Raw genomic sequence first — 15,995 nt, forward strand, 5'->3', positions numbered from 1 at the left:
GAGTTTTGCCTGCTCTGTATATTTACCCATGACGCCTCCAAAGGTTGCATCCAACCTTCGGGGGTCACACCAGAGCGTGAGGAACGATAACCTCGACTATCGTGCCCGATGCGCTGCGCTTCTGCCCGAAGGGCATGTGAGCTTGCTCACGAAGACGCCGGTGCAGGCGCGACTATCGTGCGGCGCTCTGCGTCGTATGCCTTTCTGGACGCTCCGCGTCCTCTTGACGACGCAGAGCGTCGAAACTGCGTTCCTACGCTGGAGCGTGAGGAACGATAACCTCAACTATCGTGCCCGATGCGCTGCGCTTCTGCCCGAAGGGCGTGGGAGCTTGCTCACGAAGACGCCGGTGCAGGCGCGACTATCGTGCGGCGCTCTGCGTCGTATGCCTTTCTGGACGCTCCGCGTCCTCTTGACGACGCAGAGCGTCGAAACTGCGTTCCTACGCTGGAGCGTGAGGAACGATAACCTCAACTATCGTGCCCGATGCGCTGCGCTTCTGCCCGAAGGGCGTGGGAGCTTGCTCACGAAGACGCCGGTGCAGGCGCGACTATCGTGCGGCGCTCTGCGTCGTATGCCTTTCTGGACGCTCCGCGTCCTCTTGACGACGCAGAGCGTCGAAACTGCGTTCCTACGCTGGAGCGTGAGGAACGATAACCTCAACTATCGTGCCCGATGCGCTGCGCTTCTGCCCGAAAGGCGTGTGAGCTTGCTCACGAAGACGCCGGTGCAGTCACTGATTACTCTGCGTGGACATGCCGGCCTGCGCAATGGCAAAACCCGGTAACCAAGCCCTACCCCATCACCACGCGACAACGACTAGCCTCATCGGGCCCATTCCTAAAGCAAGGATGCTTCGATGCTGCCTACCTTTCGCCTGATGACGTGCGCTCTTGTGTTTGTTCTGCCCGGCCTCGGCCATGCCAGGCAATGCCCTGACTGGTCTGTAGCCAAGGCCCGCAGTGAGGTCACCGCCTTGCAACAGCAGATTGCCGAGTGGGACGACAGCTACCACCGGCAGGGCATTTCGCAAATCCCGGATGAGCTCTATGATCAGGCGCGGCAAAAGCTGAACCTGTGGCGCTCGTGCTTTGCCGTTTCCACCCCCGAGTCCGATCCGCTAAAGACAGCAGTCGGCCCGTTGCCTCATCCCGTTCCGCACACGGGCGTCAACAAGCTGGCCGACGAAGGCAGCGTCAAGGACTGGCTCAAGGGCCGCAACGATCTGTGGATTCAACCCAAGGTCGATGGCGTAGCCGTCACGCTGGTCTACGAAAAGGGCCGGCTTGTGCAGGCGATCAGTCGTGGTGACGGGCGCAAGGGGCAGGACTGGACCTCGCAGGCGCGGCTGATCAAGGCCATTGCTCAACAACTGCCCCAGGCTGAATCCACAATCCTGCAAGGCGAGCTGTACTGGCAGCTGGACGATCATATTCAGGCCGCATCCGGCAGCGTCAACGCGCGCAGCAAGGTCGCGGGACTGCTGGCACGACAGACGATCAGCCCGCAGCAGGCCGACGCTATCGGGCTGTTCGTCTGGGACTGGCCGAACGGGCCTGCCGATATGGCGCAACGACTCGCGGGCCTGCAAGCCATGGGCTTTGAGGACAGCGCGGCCTATACGCATCCACTGGAAAACTACGCCCAGGCCGCACGATGGCGCGAACATTGGTATCGCAATCCCCTGCCGTTCGCCACGGACGGTGTGATCATGCGCCAGGGTCAGCGCCCACCTGCGCAGCGCTGGCAAGCCAGTGCGCCTTACTGGATTGCCGCCTGGAAACATCCCTACGCCCAGGCGCTGGCCGAGGTGCGCAAGGTCAACTTCAAGATCGGCCGCAGTGGCAGGATTACGCCGGTGCTGGAGCTGACCCCGGTGCGCCTCGATGATCGTACCGTCAGCCGCATCAGCACGGGCTCGCTGCAGCGCTGGCAAACACTGGATATCAGGCCTGGCGATCAGATCGCCGTGAGTCTGGCCGGGCTGACGATTCCAAGACTCGACGGCGTGGTGTCGCGTGCTGCCGAACGAGCCGACATGATCATTCCGCGAGCTGACGACTTTCATGAACTCAGCTGCTGGCAAGCCACTCCAGGCTGCGAAAGTCAGTTCCGCGCCAGACTGGCATGGCTCAGTGGCAAGAAAGGCCTGGCCTTGCCCGGCGTTGGTCCGGGGACCTGGAACGCACTTATCGACAATGGCCAAATCATGGGCTTGCTCGATTGGATGACCCTGAATCATGCTGAGCTTGTTAACATTCCCGGCTTCGCTGAACGCAGTAGCGCTAAACTGCTCGACAGCCTGCAAACCGCACGCGAACGGCCGTTTCAGACATGGCTCAAGGCCATCGGACTGCCGCCCACGGGAGGCGCCAGACTGCCCGACAACTGGCACGAGCTGGCTGGTCGTAGCGTCGAGCAATGGCAAGCAGAGCCCGGCATCGGTCCTGGTCGTGCAGCCAGGCTCAGGGCTTTTTTTCAGGACCCACAGGTACAGGCACTGAGCCAGCAATTGCAGGCACAGAGCATTTCAGGTTTTAAGTAGCGGACGTTCATTTTTCTGTCCGTATTCAAACGGAGTTCATATGCAGTTTTTATCACCACTGATTCTTTTCACCAGTTGCACGCTGCTCGCCACAACCGTATTCGCAGACGCACAGGCCCCCGTGCAGTCCGAATGCCAGATCAAAAGCCAGGAAATCAGCAGCAAGATTCAGAACGCCAAGACCGAGGGTGACAAAACGGAGCAGGCCAACCTTGAAAAGGCACTCGCCGAGGTCAATGCCAACTGCACCGAAACGTCATTGATCAAACAACGCAAGCAGAAGGTGCTCGACGCCAAGCAGGAAGTCAGCCGCCGTCAGACCGACCTGAACAAGGCCATGGAAAAGGGCGATCCAGAGAAGATCAACAAGCTTAAGGACAAGCTCGCCGATTCGCGCAAGGAATTGCAGGAAGCCCAGACCGAACTCGAGAAAGTCCAGCCGGACGATTGATCAGGTTGCGACGCTGCCCATGATCGGCAGCGTCGCAAAACGGCTGTCAGGACACGGCCGGGAAAGCCGACACCCCGAACAGCGCAATGATCAGGCCCATGCCCACCAGCCAGACAAGCGAGCGCAGTGCGGCCAGATCGGCCAGGTAGAAGATGATGTACAGCAGGCGACTGGTGATAAACAGCACCGCCAGCACGTCAATGGTCACCAGCTGCGCGTTACCGGCAATGTGCGCAATGATCACCGCTGCAGCAAACGCCGGGGTCACTTCAAAGCTGTTCAGCTGGGCAGCATGCGCGCGGCGCGGGAACCCCTCCAGCTTGTCGAGAAAGGCACGCGGGTCATGATTGTGCCCGCTGCCAAATTTGCCGCTGCCGAACTTGGCGATACCGGCACAGATAATCGGCAGCAGGATCGCGACCAGCACGCACCAGAAAGCAACTGTCATACGTCCATCCTTATAGGTTCAGCTTCATCTGAAGCATCCGGGCAATACCCGCTCACACATTATGAGCCGGGGGTCAGCGAAAGGTTCTTGAAGAACGACCACCGACCTGACGCATTACACCAGTTTAGGAAAGATCAGGCTGAACGTGGTGAATTGGCCTGGCTCGCTCCGCACCGTGACCTGCCCTTCATGCAGGCTCATGATGGAACGCACAATCGCCAGACCGAGCCCGGTCCCGCCCTGCTGTCGCGCGCGGCTGACGTGCACCCGATAGAAACGATCGAACAGGCGTGGCAGGTGCTCGGCATCGATACCATCCCCTGCGTTGCGCACCGCCAGTGTCACTTCATCTTCATGCGTGGCTAGCGTGACGGTAATGACGCTGCCCGACAGACCGTGACGAATGGCGTTGGACAGCAGATTGGAAATCGCTCGCTGAATCATCAGCCGGTCACCGGTCGCCCTGGCGTGCCCCTGAACCTGCAAGGTGATGTCGCGATCCTCCGCCGAAGAGGAAAACAGTTCGGCGACCTTGTCCGCCTCCTCGCGAAGGTCGATGACCTCGACCGGCAACGGCGCTGCTGGCTGACTGACACTGGCCAGAAACAGCATCTGACTGATCATGCGCGACATGCGCTCCAGCTCTTCGGTGCAGGACTCCAGGGCCTGCTTGTACTCCTCCGCCGGACGCGGTCTGGACAACGTGACCTGCGCCCTGCCCATCAGGTTGTTCATCGGCGAGCGCAACTCATGCGCGAGGTCGTCCGAGAACTGCGCCAGTTGCTGCACATCGCCGTCCAGCCTGTGCAGCATGAAGTTGACGGCATGTGCCAGGTCGCGCAATTCGTCAGGCAGGCCCTTCACTTTCATGCGATGAGACAGGTCGCGGGCCGAGATCAGCGCGGTGACTTTCCTGAACGCCCCCAGCGGCCTGAGCCCGCGACGCACCACCCACCAGACGCCAAAGCCGACCAGCAGCAGAATCACCGGCAAGGCCAGGCAGGTCGATGTGACGTAAGCGTGCAGCAGCACGGTGTCGCTTTCCCTGTCCATGGACAGCCTGACCAGCACGTCCTGACCGGTCTTGAGGCGCACGGTCCTGTAACCCAGCAGAATCTTGTGGCCCTGGGCGGATTTCAGTTCCTGAAAGCCTTGCGGCAGCGTGTCGGCATCGGGAACCGGCAGATTTCGTCCCTCTACGTTACCAACGCTCATCAGTTCTTGCCGAGGGCTGCCCGAGTCGAGAATGGTCAGCGAGAAGCTGTCATGCCCGACGATCTGGTCACGCAGCGTGTGCGGGTACTGGACGATGTCGGCGACGCCCAGAAACCCCTCGCTCATGCTGTGTTCGATCTGCCTGAACTTCTCGCTCAAAGCGTCTTCGGCACGTATATCGAGCTGACGGGAAATGGCTGTATAGGCGAGCATTTCCATGACCAGCACCAGACACCCGATGAGTGCCGCGACCGTCAATCCGAGACGTGTCGAGAGACGGGTCAGCTTCATTCACGCACTTCCAGTACGTAACCGACACCACGCAGCGTGTGAATCAGCTTGGTCTCGAACGGATCATCGATCTTCGCGCGCAGACGGCGGATCGACACCTCCACCACGTTGGTGTCGCAATCGAAATTCATATCCCAGACCAGCGAAATGATCTGGGTGCGCGACATGACCTCGCCGCTGTGCCGCATCAACAGGTGCAGCAGCGCGAACTCCTTGGTCGTCAGGTCGATGCGCTGCTTGCCGCGAAACGCCCGGTGCCGGCCTTGATCGAGCTCCAGGTCGCCGACCTGCAACACCTTGGCGGTCGTGGTCTGTTCGCTGCGGCGCATGAGTGTGCGGACCCGGGCCAGCAGCTCGGGAAACTCGAACGGCTTGACCAGATAATCATCGGCGCCCATTTCCAGCCCCTTGACCTTCTCCTCCAGCCGTCCCCGTGCGGTGACCATCATGATGCGCGTGTTGACGGTTTTCCTCAGGCGGCTCAACACCTCCCAGCCATCCATCTCCGGCAGGTTCACGTCCAGAATCACGACGTCGTAGGCCTGATGCTGCGCGAGATATAGCCCATCGAGTCCGGTGTTGGCGATATCGACCACATAGCCGCTTTCGGTCAGCCCCTGATGCATGTACTCGGCAGTTTTCGGCTCGTCCTCTACTACAAGGATTCGCATAACCAGGCTTCCTGTTTGATGAACGGTGAATGACGATGCCGTGCAGTGTACTGAAAAGAAACGCCTGTCTCGCGAGATAACAGAATCGTAATTTTCCAGCAATCCCTGTGATAGCTCCCATTGCATAAAGTCCCGCTCAGCCAACTTCAGTGCCTTGGTGCCTGTTTGTATTCTTGCTTTGATGGGGTGATTTCATGGGTCTGGAGAACAACGTACGCATTCGGCGTACCGAAGAGTTGGCAGGGAGCCCGGCATGAGAGTCGGCGCACTTTGTCTGATGTTGTTACCGTTCATTGCTCCGGGCATGGCGATGGCCCAGGGCATCAGTCTGCCTCAGGCACTGGAAGCCGCCTTTGCCCGTAACCCGGAACTGGCCGCAGCCCAGTGGGAGATCGGCGTCGCCGAGGGTGATCGCCAGCAGGCTGGACTGATTCCCAACCCGACAGTGTCATGGGAAGTCGAAGACACCCGCCGCGAGACCAGCACCACCACCGTGATGCTCAGCCAGGCACTGGAACTGGGCGGCAAACGCGGGGCGCGCATTGAGGCCGCGAGCAAGGGTCAGGACGCTGCGCGTCTGGAGCTGGAGCGCCGCGGCAATGAACTGCGTGCCGAGGTGGTTCAGGCGTTCTACGCAGCCGCGCGGGCACAGGCTGGCCTGGAACTGGCGCGCCAATCCAGGACACTGGCCGAACGCGGCCTTGAGGTTGCCGAAGGGCGAGTCCGGGCGGGTAAGGTATCGCCGGTGGAAGCCACACGCGCCCAAGTGCAGTTGGCTGAAACCGACCTGCTGGTGCGCCGCGCCGAGACCCTGAAAATCAACAGCAACCGCGAGCTGGCGCGCACCACTGGTTCGCCGCTCGCCTCTTTCGAACGTCTGGACTACAGCGACCTGTCGCCGGGCAAACTGCCACCGAGCGCAAAGCTACTGAACGCCCTCAATCAGTCCGCCGAGCTGCGCCTGGCCCAGACCCAGATCGAGCAACGCGAAGCCGCGCTGGGGTCGGAACGCGCCAAGCGCATCCCCGACCTGACCGTCAGCGTCGGCAGCCAGTACAGCCGCGAAGAGCGCGAGCGGGTCAACGTCGTGGGCCTGTCGATGCCACTGCCGCTGTTCGACCGCAATCAAGGCAACGTGCTCGCGGCATCACGCCGTGCCGACCAGTCACGCGACCTGCGCAACGCCGTCGAACTGAAGCTGCGCACGCAGACGCAGTCCGCCCTCGATCAATGGACCACCGCCGCGCAGGAAGTCGAGTCCTTTGACCGCGTGATCCTGCCCGCGGCGCAACGTGCCGTCGACACGGCAACGCGCGGTTTCGAGATGGGCAAGTTCGGTTTTCTGGAAGTGCTGGATGCGCAACGGACGCTGATTTCGGCGCGCAGCCAGTACCTCGAATCGCTGGCCACCGCCACCGAGGCCAGAGTCGCCATCGAGCGAATACACGGTGATCTCAACCGCTTCAGCCTCAACCCCTGACTTTCCTTTTCCGCCTGTATCGAGCGTATCGAAAGGTGCTGCACGCACCTGATCGCCGGGAGCCTTCATGAACAACAAACGAAGCATTGCCATCGCGCTGGCGGTGGTGGTCATCATTGGTCTGGGCAGTCTGACCCTGAACCCGCAGATGCTGCCGTTCACCGCCGGACCCAAGCCATCGGCCGAGGAGCACGCGCATGACGCCGAGCAGGGGCACTCTGAAGAGCCAGGCCACGCCGACGAGCAGGGCCACGGCAACGAGGCGAAAAAACCGGATGCCGCAGCCTCCGAGTCTTCCCATGAAGAAGAGGAAGAAGGACACATCGAGCTGACCGCCGAGCAGATCAAGGCGGCAGGCATCGAGCTGGCCAGCGCAGAACCCCGGCAGATGAGCACGACCGTGACCTTCCCCGGTGAAATCCGCTTCGATGAAGACCGCACTGCGCATGTCGTGCCGCGGGTCAGCGGCGTGGTCGAGGCGGTGAAGGTCGATCTGGGTCAGTCGGTGAAAAAGGGCCAGGTGCTGGCGGTGATTGCCAGCCAGCAGATTTCCGATCAACGCAGCGAATTGAACGCTGCACAACGACGTCAGGAACTGGCGCGCCTGACCTTGCAACGCGAAAAGAAACTCTGGGAAGACAGGATCTCGGCCGAGCAGGATTACTTGCAGGCGCGCCAGGACTTCCAGGAAGCCGACATCAACCTCGCCAACGCGCGGCAGAAGATCAGCGCCATCGGCGCCAGCACCCATCCTTCAGCGGGAAGCCGCTACGAGCTGATCGCACCGTTCGATGCCGTGGTCGTGGAAAAGCACCTGGGCATCGGCGAGATGGTCAGCGAGGCGAGCAACGCCTTCACGCTGTCCGACCTGTCGCGTGTCTGGGCCACCTTCGGCGTGGCGCCCAGGGATCTGGACAAAGTGGTGGTCGGTCGTCCGGTCATCATCAGTGCGCCCGACCTGAATGCCCGGGTCGAAGGACGGGTCGGCTACGTCGGCAGCCTGCTGGGCGAGCAGACCCGCGCTGCGGCCGTGCGCGTGACACTGGCCAACCCACAGGGCGCCTGGCGTCCCGGCCTGTTCGTTTCGGTGGAAGTCGCCGCCGAACAGTCCAGTGTGGCGGTCAGTCTTCCCGAATCGGCGATTCAGTCGGTCGAGGACAAGCCCTCGGTCTTCGTGCGCAACGCTGAAGGGTTTCAACTGACGCCGGTGACACTTGGCCGCCGCGATGGTGGCCACGTGGAAATCGTCAAGGGCCTGGCGGCCGGCACACAAGTGGCCACCGCCGGCAGTTTCATCCTCAAGTCGGAGCTGGGCAAAGGCTCCGCCGAGCACGCCCATTGATCTGCGTCCCACGAGTACACCCACATGTTTGAACGGTTGATTCAATTCGCGATTGAACAGCGCATCGTCGTGATGCTTGCTGTGCTGCTCATGGCTGGGCTGGGCATCGCCAGTTACCAGAAACTGCCCATCGATGCGGTCCCCGACATCACCAACGTACAGGTGCAGATCAACACCTCTGCGCCCGGCTTCTCGCCGCTGGAAACCGAGCAGCGCATCACCTTCGCCATCGAGACCAACATGGCGGGGCTGCCCGGTTTGCAACAGACGCGCTCGCTGTCGCGCTCGGGCCTGTCCCAGGTCACGGTGATTTTCGAGGACGGCACCGACCTGTTCTTCGCCCGCCAACTGGTGAACGAGCGCCTGCAGATCGCCAAGGACCAGTTGCCGGAAGGCGTCGATACGATGATGGGGCCGATCTCCACCGGCCTTGGCGAGATATTCCTGTGGACAGTCGAGGCTCGTGAGGGCGCGCTGAAAGAAGACGGCACGCCGTACACGCCGACCGACCTGCGGGTAATTCAGGACTGGATCATCAAGCCGCAACTGCGCAACGTGCCGGGTGTGGCCGAGATCAACACCATCGGCGGTTTCGCCAGGCAGTACCAGATCGCGCCTGATCCGAAAAAACTGGCCGCCTACAAGCTGACGCTCAACGATCTGGTGGCAGCGCTGGAGCGCAACAACGCCAACGTCGGCGCAGGCTACATAGAGCGCGGCGGCGAGCAGTTACTGATTCGCGCACCGGGTCAACTGGGCACCGTGGACGACATCGCCAACATCGTCATCGCCAATGTGCAGGGCACGCCGATCAGAATCAGCAGCGTGGCCGAGGTCGGCATCGGCAAGGAAATGCGCTCCGGCGCAGCCACCGAAAATGGTCGTGAAGTGGTGCTCGGCACCGTGTTCATGCTGATCGGTGAAAACAGCCGGACGGTCTCGCAGGCGGTGGCCGCCAAACTCGCCGAGATCAACCGCACCCTGCCACAGGGCGTAGAAGCTGTAACGGTTTATGACCGCACCACGCTGGTGGAGAAAGCCATCGCGACGGTCAAGAAGAACCTGATCGAAGGCGCGATTCTGGTCATCGTGATTCTGTTTCTGTTCCTCGGCAACATCCGTGCTGCGCTGATCACCGCCATGGTGATTCCGCTGGCCATGCTGTTCACCTTCACCGGCATGTTCACCAACAAGGTCAGCGCCAACCTGATGAGCCTGGGTGCACTGGACTTCGGCATCATTGTCGATGGCGCGGTGGTGATCGTCGAAAACGCGATCCGCAGACTGGCGCATGCCCAGCAAAAGCACGGCCGCATGCTGACCCGCAGCGAGCGTTTCCACGAGGTATTCGCCGCCGCCAGAGAAGCCCGTCGACCGCTGATCTTTGGTCAGCTGATCATCATGGTCGTGTACCTGCCGATCTTCGCCCTCACCGGTGTGGAAGGCAAAATGTTCCACCCGATGGCCTTCACCGTGGTCATCGCCCTGCTCGGCGCCATGATTCTTTCGGTGACCTTCGTGCCTGCCGCCATCGCCATGTTCGTCACCGGCAAGGTCAAGGAAGAAGAAGGCTTTGTGATGCGCACCGCCCGCCAGCGCTACGCGCCGATACTGAGCTGGGTACTGGGGCATCGCTCGATAGCGTTCGGCATGGCATTCGTGCTGATCGTGCTGTCCGGCTTCACCGCCAGCCGCATGGGCAGCGAGTTCATCCCGAGCCTGAGCGAAGGCGACTTCGCCTTGCAGGCATTACGTGTGCCCGGGACCAGCCTGACCCAGTCGGTGGACATGCAGCAGCGTCTGGAAAAAGCCATCATCGAAAAAGTCCCGGAAGTGCAGCGCGTGTTCGCCCGCACCGGCACCGCCGAGATCGCCGCCGACCCGATGCCGCCCAACATTTCCGACAGCTACGTGATGCTCAAGCCGCAAAGCGAATGGCCTGACCCGGACAAGTCTCGCGAAACGCTGATCGCCGACCTGCAAAAGGCCGCAGCCAGTGTGCCGGGCAGCAACTACGAACTGTCCCAGCCGATCCAGTTGCGCTTCAACGAACTGGTTTCCGGAGTGCGTAGCGATGTGGCGGTAAAGGTCTTCGGCGACGACATGAACGTGCTGAACCAGACCGCCGCAAAAATCGCCGCCACCCTGCAAAAAGTGCCAGGCGCCTCGGAAGTCAAAGTCGAGCAGACCACCGGGCTGCCGGTGCTGACCATCAACATCGACCGCGACAAGGCCGCGCGTTACGGCCTCAACGTGGCTGATGTGCAGGACGCCATCGCCATTGCGCTGGGCGGTCGTCAGGCGGGCACGCTGTATGAGGGCGACCGCCGCTTCGACATGGTGGTGCGCCTCTCCGAGCAACTGCGAACCGATGTGGACGGGCTCTCCAGCCTGCTCATTCCGGTGCCTGCAAGCGCTGGCAATCAGCAGATCAGCTTTATCTCGCTGTCCCAGGTCGCCAGCCTCGACCTGGTGCTCGGGCCAAACCAGATCAGCCGCGAGAACGGCAAGCGTGTGGTCATCGTCAGCGCCAACGTGCGCGGTCGCGACCTTGGTTCGTTTGTCGAAGAAGCGGGCACCACCATCGACAACGGCGTGCAGATCCCGGCCGGCTACTGGACCAGTTGGGGCGGGCAGTTCGAACAACTGCAATCGGCCGCCAAACGCCTGCAGATCGTCGTGCCGGTGGCGCTGCTGCTGGTACTGGCGCTGCTGTTCATGATGTTCAACAACCTCAAGGACGGCCTGCTGGTCTTCACCGGTATCCCGTTCGCCCTGACCGGCGGCGTCATGGCCCTGTGGCTGCGCGACATCCCGCTGTCGATCTCCGCAGGCGTGGGCTTCATCGCCCTGTCGGGTGTGGCGGTGCTGAACGGTCTGGTGATGATCGCCTTCATCCGCAGCCTGCGCGAACAAGGCCACTCACTGCACGACGCCATCAACGAAGGCGCCCTCACCCGCCTGCGCCCGGTGCTGATGACCGCACTGGTCGCCTCCCTGGGCTTCATCCCCATGGCCCTCGCCACCGGCACTGGTGCGGAAGTGCAGCGACCGCTGGCGACCGTGGTGATTGGCGGGATTCTGTCGTCGACGGCGCTGACGTTGCTGGTGTTGCCGGCGTTGTATCAGTGGGCGCATCGGCGGGAGGATGAGGAGGCGGTTGAGGCGTTGAAATAGGGTTCAAAACAACCGCTCAAGCTCCAGAACGCTCGGCACACAGCCTTCTGGAGCTTTGCTCCTGCCTACAGTGAACTTTCATTTGGGAAAAGGTCGAACGATTCAGCGTTCGACAGTAGACTGTGTCCGTAGCCTTCTTCGCACGGGGGTTTCAGACATTTCCAGGCAAGCGGGTAACCGCAGGACATATAAATCACGCGCGCAAGTGCTTATCGTCAACTTGCAAATGGCAGTCATTGGGGCCGCCGTGCATAAGGACATGTAGATGTTGACGAACAAGGTTCCGGCCATATGACGCGCACCAGTATTTATGACCGCATCTCCGAACGCCGACTGGCTGACGAAGCCCTGGCGCGTGAGGCAGCCGAACGTGCTGCCGCGCAGCAGGCACTTGAACGTGTCGAAGCGCTCATTCCTGTTCCAAAGCCGTTGCTCAACGCGCCCTGCAGTTTCAATTTCGGCGGGTTCCACTTCGGCTTTCCGGAAGGTTTCCAGTGCAACGCGATTGAAGCCACCGTTCAAGTGGGTGGAGAGCCTGTCGTGATCTCCGTTCAGCGTCGCGATGTACCTGAAGAGGCAACGCTTGCCGAAGCGTTCGCCGAAGCCGTCAAGGCGCTGCAGCCACTGCATGGCGAAATCCAGGTCATTCGCCACTATGAAACGCTGTTGGCGGGTAATGCAGCGCTGGCGCTGGATTTTCATTTTCGCGCAGGCCTCGAAGAACGGCATGGACGCCTTATCGGTTCCATCGTGCCGTGTGCCGATCACAACGAACGCCAATGGCTGAGCGTGGGCTGCGTGATTGACTCCGAAAAGCCCGCGCTGAAAACCTGGTTGCTGGATTTCGACAGCATGCTTGAAGGCCTGACCGCCCCCTGAACTCTATTTCATCGCTGACAGGACACGCTTTAATGGACTATCCGTTGCAGAACATCAGCGTCACTTCAGGTGATCGCACCTCAACTACTCGCAGCCCGCAGGAGTAACGGCGATGTTCGAGGCAGCGCGGTTACTGGATGAGATCGAACACACCGGGGCAATGGCGGGCTTTGTGCTCGGAGCGATTGTGGGCATCGCGGCCGTGGCGTATGTCTCGCTCACCGTCGCCACGTGCGGGTTCGGCGGTTTTTTACTGGCCATGGCGGTCGGTCTGGCCGGTAATGCCATTGCCAGCATCGGGGAGAGTATCGGCAGCGCCTTCAGCTCTCCGGCGGGGCAGATCGAATCTGCCTCGCCCAACGTGTTCATCAACGGTAGACCCGCGGCCTTTGCCATCGAAAGCACCGCCGTGTGTGACAAGCACTCGCCGATCGTCAAGGTGGCCGAAGGCTCCAGCAACGTCTTCATCAACGGCCAGCCCGCCGCGCGCAAAGGCGACAAGCTGACCTGCGGCGCGAAAATCGGCACCGGCTCGCCCAACGTCTTCATCGGCGGCGGTACCCAACGCTACCTGCCGGTGGATGACGAAGTGTCGGCGATGGCCCGCTACACCGTGGACATTCTGTTGGTCGTGGCCGGCGGCGCCAAGGCCGTGCTCAGCATTGCCAAGCTGGGCATGCAGGCCGGTCTGAAAGCGGCAGGCCCTTGCGCGCTGCAGTTCATGGGCGGTGTCCTTCTCGGGGACGCCATTTTTCGCTTCGGCGTCGCCCCCGTGGCCGAAAAAGTGCTGGGCGGCCTGCACGGCAACCCGGTCGACACCACCACCGGGCGCAAGCTGCTGATCGACGAGTCCGATTTCAGCCTGCCCGGCCTGATGCCGATCGAGTGGACACGCTTCTACGCCAGCGACCTTGATGTCGACAGCGCGCTGGGCAAAGGCTGGGTGTTGCCGTGGGAGCAAAGCCTGCGGCGCAAGGGCAGCTTTCTGTACCTCAGCGACAATCAGGGCCGCAGCGTGCCGTTCGTGACACTGGACTACAACCAGCGCATCTACAACGCACAGGAACAGCTGTACCTGGTGCGTACCGAAGGCGGTCATTACCTGCTGCAAACACTGGATAACGTCTTTTACTACTTCGGCGAAGTCCCCGACGACAACCAGCCTGTTCCCCTGCAACGCGTCGAAAACGCCCTCGGTCATTTTCTGCATTTCGTGCGCAGCGAAGACGGCGTTCTGACCGACATCTGCGCCACCGGCGGGCACCGTGTGCACCTGCACTACGACGAGGTGACCAGCCGCCTGAGCACCGTCAAGCGGATCGTCGGCGACCAGGCCGTCGAGACGCTGGTGCGCTATGGCTACGACAACAATGGCCAGCTGAACAGTGTGTACAACCGCAATGGCGACTCGGTGCGCAACTTCAGCTACACCGATGGCCTGATGACCCGCCACGCCAATGCGCTGGGGCTCAGTTGCGAATACCGCTGGGAAGTTCTCGACGGCAAGCCGCGCGTGGTCGAGCACTGGACCAGCGACGGCGAGCACTTTCATTTCGATTATGATTTCGAGGCGCGCCAGACGCGCGTAACCGATGTGCTGGGTCGTCGCGCCGAGGTGACCTACAACAAGGACCGTCGCGTCATCGCCAGCACAGATTTCGGCGGTGAGCAGTACCGTATCGCGCTGGACAACACCGGCAATATCACCGGTCTGACGCTGCCTGACGGCAATCAGCTGGGCTTCGAATACGACGATCTGTCACGCCTGACCGCAGAAACCGACCCGCTGGGCCGAACCACCCGTTATCAGCATCACTACAAGACCACGCTGGTCAAACAGATTACTTACCCTGACGGCGCCGTCTGGACGGCCCGCTACGATTCGAAAGGCAATCTGGTTGCCGAGATCGACGCGCTGGGTCAAAAGACCGAATACCTCAACAGCGAAGATGGCCTGCCACACACCATCATCGATGCGACCTACAAATCCAAATACCTGTGGTGGAACAACCTGGCGCAGGTCGAGCGCTTCCAGGACTGCTCGGGCAAAAGCACCTGGTACCGTTACGACGAGCGCGATCAACTGGTCGCCGTCACTGATGCCCTGAACAACACCACCACACTGGAACGCAAACCCGGCGGCGAAGTGCTGAGCATCAACCATCCGGACGGCACCCGCGAGAGCTTCACCTACAACGCCCACGGCCAGGTGCTGACGCACACCAACGGCAAGGACCAGACCACGCACCTGGCGCGCAACGCCCGTGGCCTGCCGATCAGACGCCAGGACCCCAAGGGTTTGATCGTAGGCTACCAGTACGACAAGGCCCTGCGCCTTGCCGCGCTAATCAATGAAAACGACGCCACCTACACGTTGGCCTACGACGACTCCGACCGGCTGATCGAAGAAAAGCGCATCGACCAACTGACCCGCCGTTTCAGCTACAACCTCGGCGGTCACCTGACTCAGGTCGAGGAAATCGGCTACAGCGAGAAAGGTGAACGGCCACAACGCAGCACGCATTTCGAGCGCGACCCGATTGGCCGTTTGCTGGCCAGGCTCAACGACGACGCCCGTCAGGATTTCACCTACGACGACAGCGACCGCCTGCTGTCCATTCAGCGCACACCCACCGACGGCGGCAGAAAACTCGGTGTCACGGCTGAAAAACTGGAATTTGCCTACGACATTCTGGGCCGCCTGACACAGGAAACGTCGCCTCAGGGCACGCTGGCCTACGACTACGATCCACTCAGCAACCTGACCACGCTGACCCTTCCCACCGGTCAGCACTTGAACCACCTGTATTACGGCAGCGGTCACCTGCACCAGTTGAACCTCGATGGCCAACTGATCAGCGACATGGAGCGCGACGACCTGCACCGCGAGATCTATCGCACGCAGGGCAAACTCACCAGTTGCTTCGGCTATGACGCACTGGGGCGCAAGACCTGGCAATACGCAACCACCCTGCCCGCTGAAAAACTGTCACAGATACAGAACCCGCTCATAAAGCCAGAGCGCTACGTCGAGCACGCCTACAACCCGCTCCACCGCCGCTACGAATACGACCCGGCCGGCGAGCTGAGCCGCACCCTCGACAAACTGCGTGGCGAAGTCACCTACGAATACGAAGCCAACGGCCGCCTGCTTGAACACAACCCCGAAAAACGTTTCGACGGTGAAGAGTTCCGCTACGACGCCGCTGGCAACCGCCTGAACTTCAACACCAGCCGCTTCGACCGCGTCAAAGACAACCGCCTCAAAAAATGGAGCAACCACGAATACAAATACGACGCGTGGGGCAACCTGGTCGAGAAAATCGTCGGCATCGTGCGTTGGCAAACCTTCACCTACGACAGCGAAAACCGTCTGGTCAAAACCGAGACCATGGCCAACAGCCAAGTGGAAAGCACCAGCAGCTATCAGTACGACAGCCTGGGTAGGCGTGTTGCCAAACAGTCCGACATTAAGGGCAAGACCGACCATCGACTA

The 15,995-nt window shown here is 61.2% G+C and carries 10 protein-coding genes; 7 read left to right on the forward strand and 3 right to left on the reverse strand.

Translation table 11 applies throughout. From position 1 onward, the window contains the following. The first annotated feature begins 859 nt into the window (after positions 1-859). Together ligB and KBY08_RS25950 are read left to right on the forward strand one after the other, a co-directional pair. On the forward strand, positions 860-2,545 hold the full coding sequence (ligB, locus tag KBY08_RS25945; RefSeq protein ID WP_024659666.1) for an NAD-dependent DNA ligase LigB: 1,686 nt from the start codon (positions 860-862) through the stop codon (positions 2,543-2,545). A gap of 40 nt (positions 2,546-2,585) precedes the next feature. Next, positions 2,586-2,996 (forward strand): DUF1090 domain-containing protein, encoded by a 411-nt coding sequence (locus KBY08_RS25950; protein WP_111522649.1) that lies wholly within the window; start codon positions 2,586-2,588, stop codon positions 2,994-2,996. A 46-nt stretch (positions 2,997-3,042) separates the two neighbouring features. Here KBY08_RS25950 and KBY08_RS25955 read toward each other — a convergent pair whose 3' ends face one another. The 3 genes from KBY08_RS25955 to KBY08_RS25965 all read right to left on the reverse strand — a co-directional run bounded on the left by KBY08_RS25955 (position 3,043) and on the right by KBY08_RS25965 (position 5,621). Next, positions 3,043-3,444 carry an MAPEG family protein gene (locus tag KBY08_RS25955; RefSeq protein ID WP_003405186.1) on the reverse strand — a complete coding sequence of 134 codons (402 nt, stop codon included), beginning with the start codon at positions 3,442-3,444 and terminating at the stop codon, positions 3,043-3,045. A 114-nt stretch (positions 3,445-3,558) separates the two neighbouring features. Next, a complete protein-coding gene (locus tag KBY08_RS25960; protein WP_103713732.1) occupies positions 3,559-4,950 on the reverse strand; it encodes a heavy metal sensor histidine kinase in 1,392 nt (463 codons plus the stop codon). Beyond that, positions 4,947-5,621 (reverse strand): heavy metal response regulator transcription factor, encoded by a 675-nt coding sequence (locus KBY08_RS25965; RefSeq protein WP_003405189.1) that lies wholly within the window; start codon positions 5,619-5,621, stop codon positions 4,947-4,949. The genes KBY08_RS25960 and KBY08_RS25965 overlap by 4 nt, the downstream gene beginning before the upstream one ends. A 253-nt stretch (positions 5,622-5,874) precedes the next feature. On the opposite strand from KBY08_RS25965, the gene KBY08_RS25970 reads away from it, so the two are divergent. From KBY08_RS25970 to KBY08_RS25990, 5 genes are all read left to right on the forward strand, one after another. Further along, positions 5,875-7,101 (forward strand): TolC family protein, encoded by a 1,227-nt coding sequence (locus KBY08_RS25970; protein ID WP_111522650.1) that lies wholly within the window; start codon positions 5,875-5,877, stop codon positions 7,099-7,101. A gap of 67 nt (positions 7,102-7,168) precedes the next feature. Further along, positions 7,169-8,443, forward strand: a complete 1,275-nt coding sequence (locus KBY08_RS25975) for an efflux RND transporter periplasmic adaptor subunit (protein ID WP_111522651.1) — start codon at positions 7,169-7,171, stop codon at positions 8,441-8,443. Between the two features lie 24 nt (positions 8,444-8,467). Further along, positions 8,468-11,620, forward strand: a complete 3,153-nt coding sequence (locus tag KBY08_RS25980) for a CusA/CzcA family heavy metal efflux RND transporter (RefSeq protein ID WP_104684630.1) — start codon at positions 8,468-8,470, stop codon at positions 11,618-11,620. A gap of 291 nt (positions 11,621-11,911) precedes the next feature. Next, a complete protein-coding gene (locus tag KBY08_RS25985) occupies positions 11,912-12,499 on the forward strand; it encodes a hypothetical protein (RefSeq protein WP_003405196.1) in 588 nt (195 codons plus the stop codon). Positions 12,500-12,611: 112 nt separating this feature from the next. Further along, positions 12,612-15,995, forward strand: a 3,384-nt coding sequence (locus KBY08_RS25990) for a DUF6531 domain-containing protein (protein ID WP_225651314.1), incomplete at its 3' end; no start/stop codon positions are given.

This window comes from Pseudomonas sp. P135 (assembly GCF_020312125.1).
Classification (GTDB): Bacteria; Pseudomonadota; Gammaproteobacteria; order Pseudomonadales; family Pseudomonadaceae; genus Aquipseudomonas; species Aquipseudomonas fragariae.

Bases quoted from the DNA above. Each gene is read 5' to 3' on its own strand.
- ligB (WP_024659666.1), top strand. From the start codon at position 860: ATGCTGCCTACCTTTCGCCTGATGACGTGCGCTCTTGTGTTTGTTCTG.
- KBY08_RS25950 (WP_111522649.1), top strand. From the start codon at position 2,586: ATGCAGTTTTTATCACCACTGATTCTTTTCACCAGTTGCACGCTGCTC.
- KBY08_RS25955 (WP_003405186.1), bottom strand. From the start codon at position 3,444: ATGACAGTTGCTTTCTGGTGCGTGCTGGTCGCGATCCTGCTGCCGATT.
- KBY08_RS25960 (WP_103713732.1), bottom strand. From the start codon at position 4,950: ATGAAGCTGACCCGTCTCTCGACACGTCTCGGATTGACGGTCGCGGCA.
- KBY08_RS25965 (WP_003405189.1), bottom strand. From the start codon at position 5,621: ATGCGAATCCTTGTAGTAGAGGACGAGCCGAAAACTGCCGAGTACATG.
- KBY08_RS25970 (WP_111522650.1), top strand. From the start codon at position 5,875: ATGAGAGTCGGCGCACTTTGTCTGATGTTGTTACCGTTCATTGCTCCG.
- KBY08_RS25975 (WP_111522651.1), top strand. From the start codon at position 7,169: ATGAACAACAAACGAAGCATTGCCATCGCGCTGGCGGTGGTGGTCATC.
- KBY08_RS25980 (WP_104684630.1), top strand. From the start codon at position 8,468: ATGTTTGAACGGTTGATTCAATTCGCGATTGAACAGCGCATCGTCGTG.
- KBY08_RS25985 (WP_003405196.1), top strand. From the start codon at position 11,912: ATGACGCGCACCAGTATTTATGACCGCATCTCCGAACGCCGACTGGCT.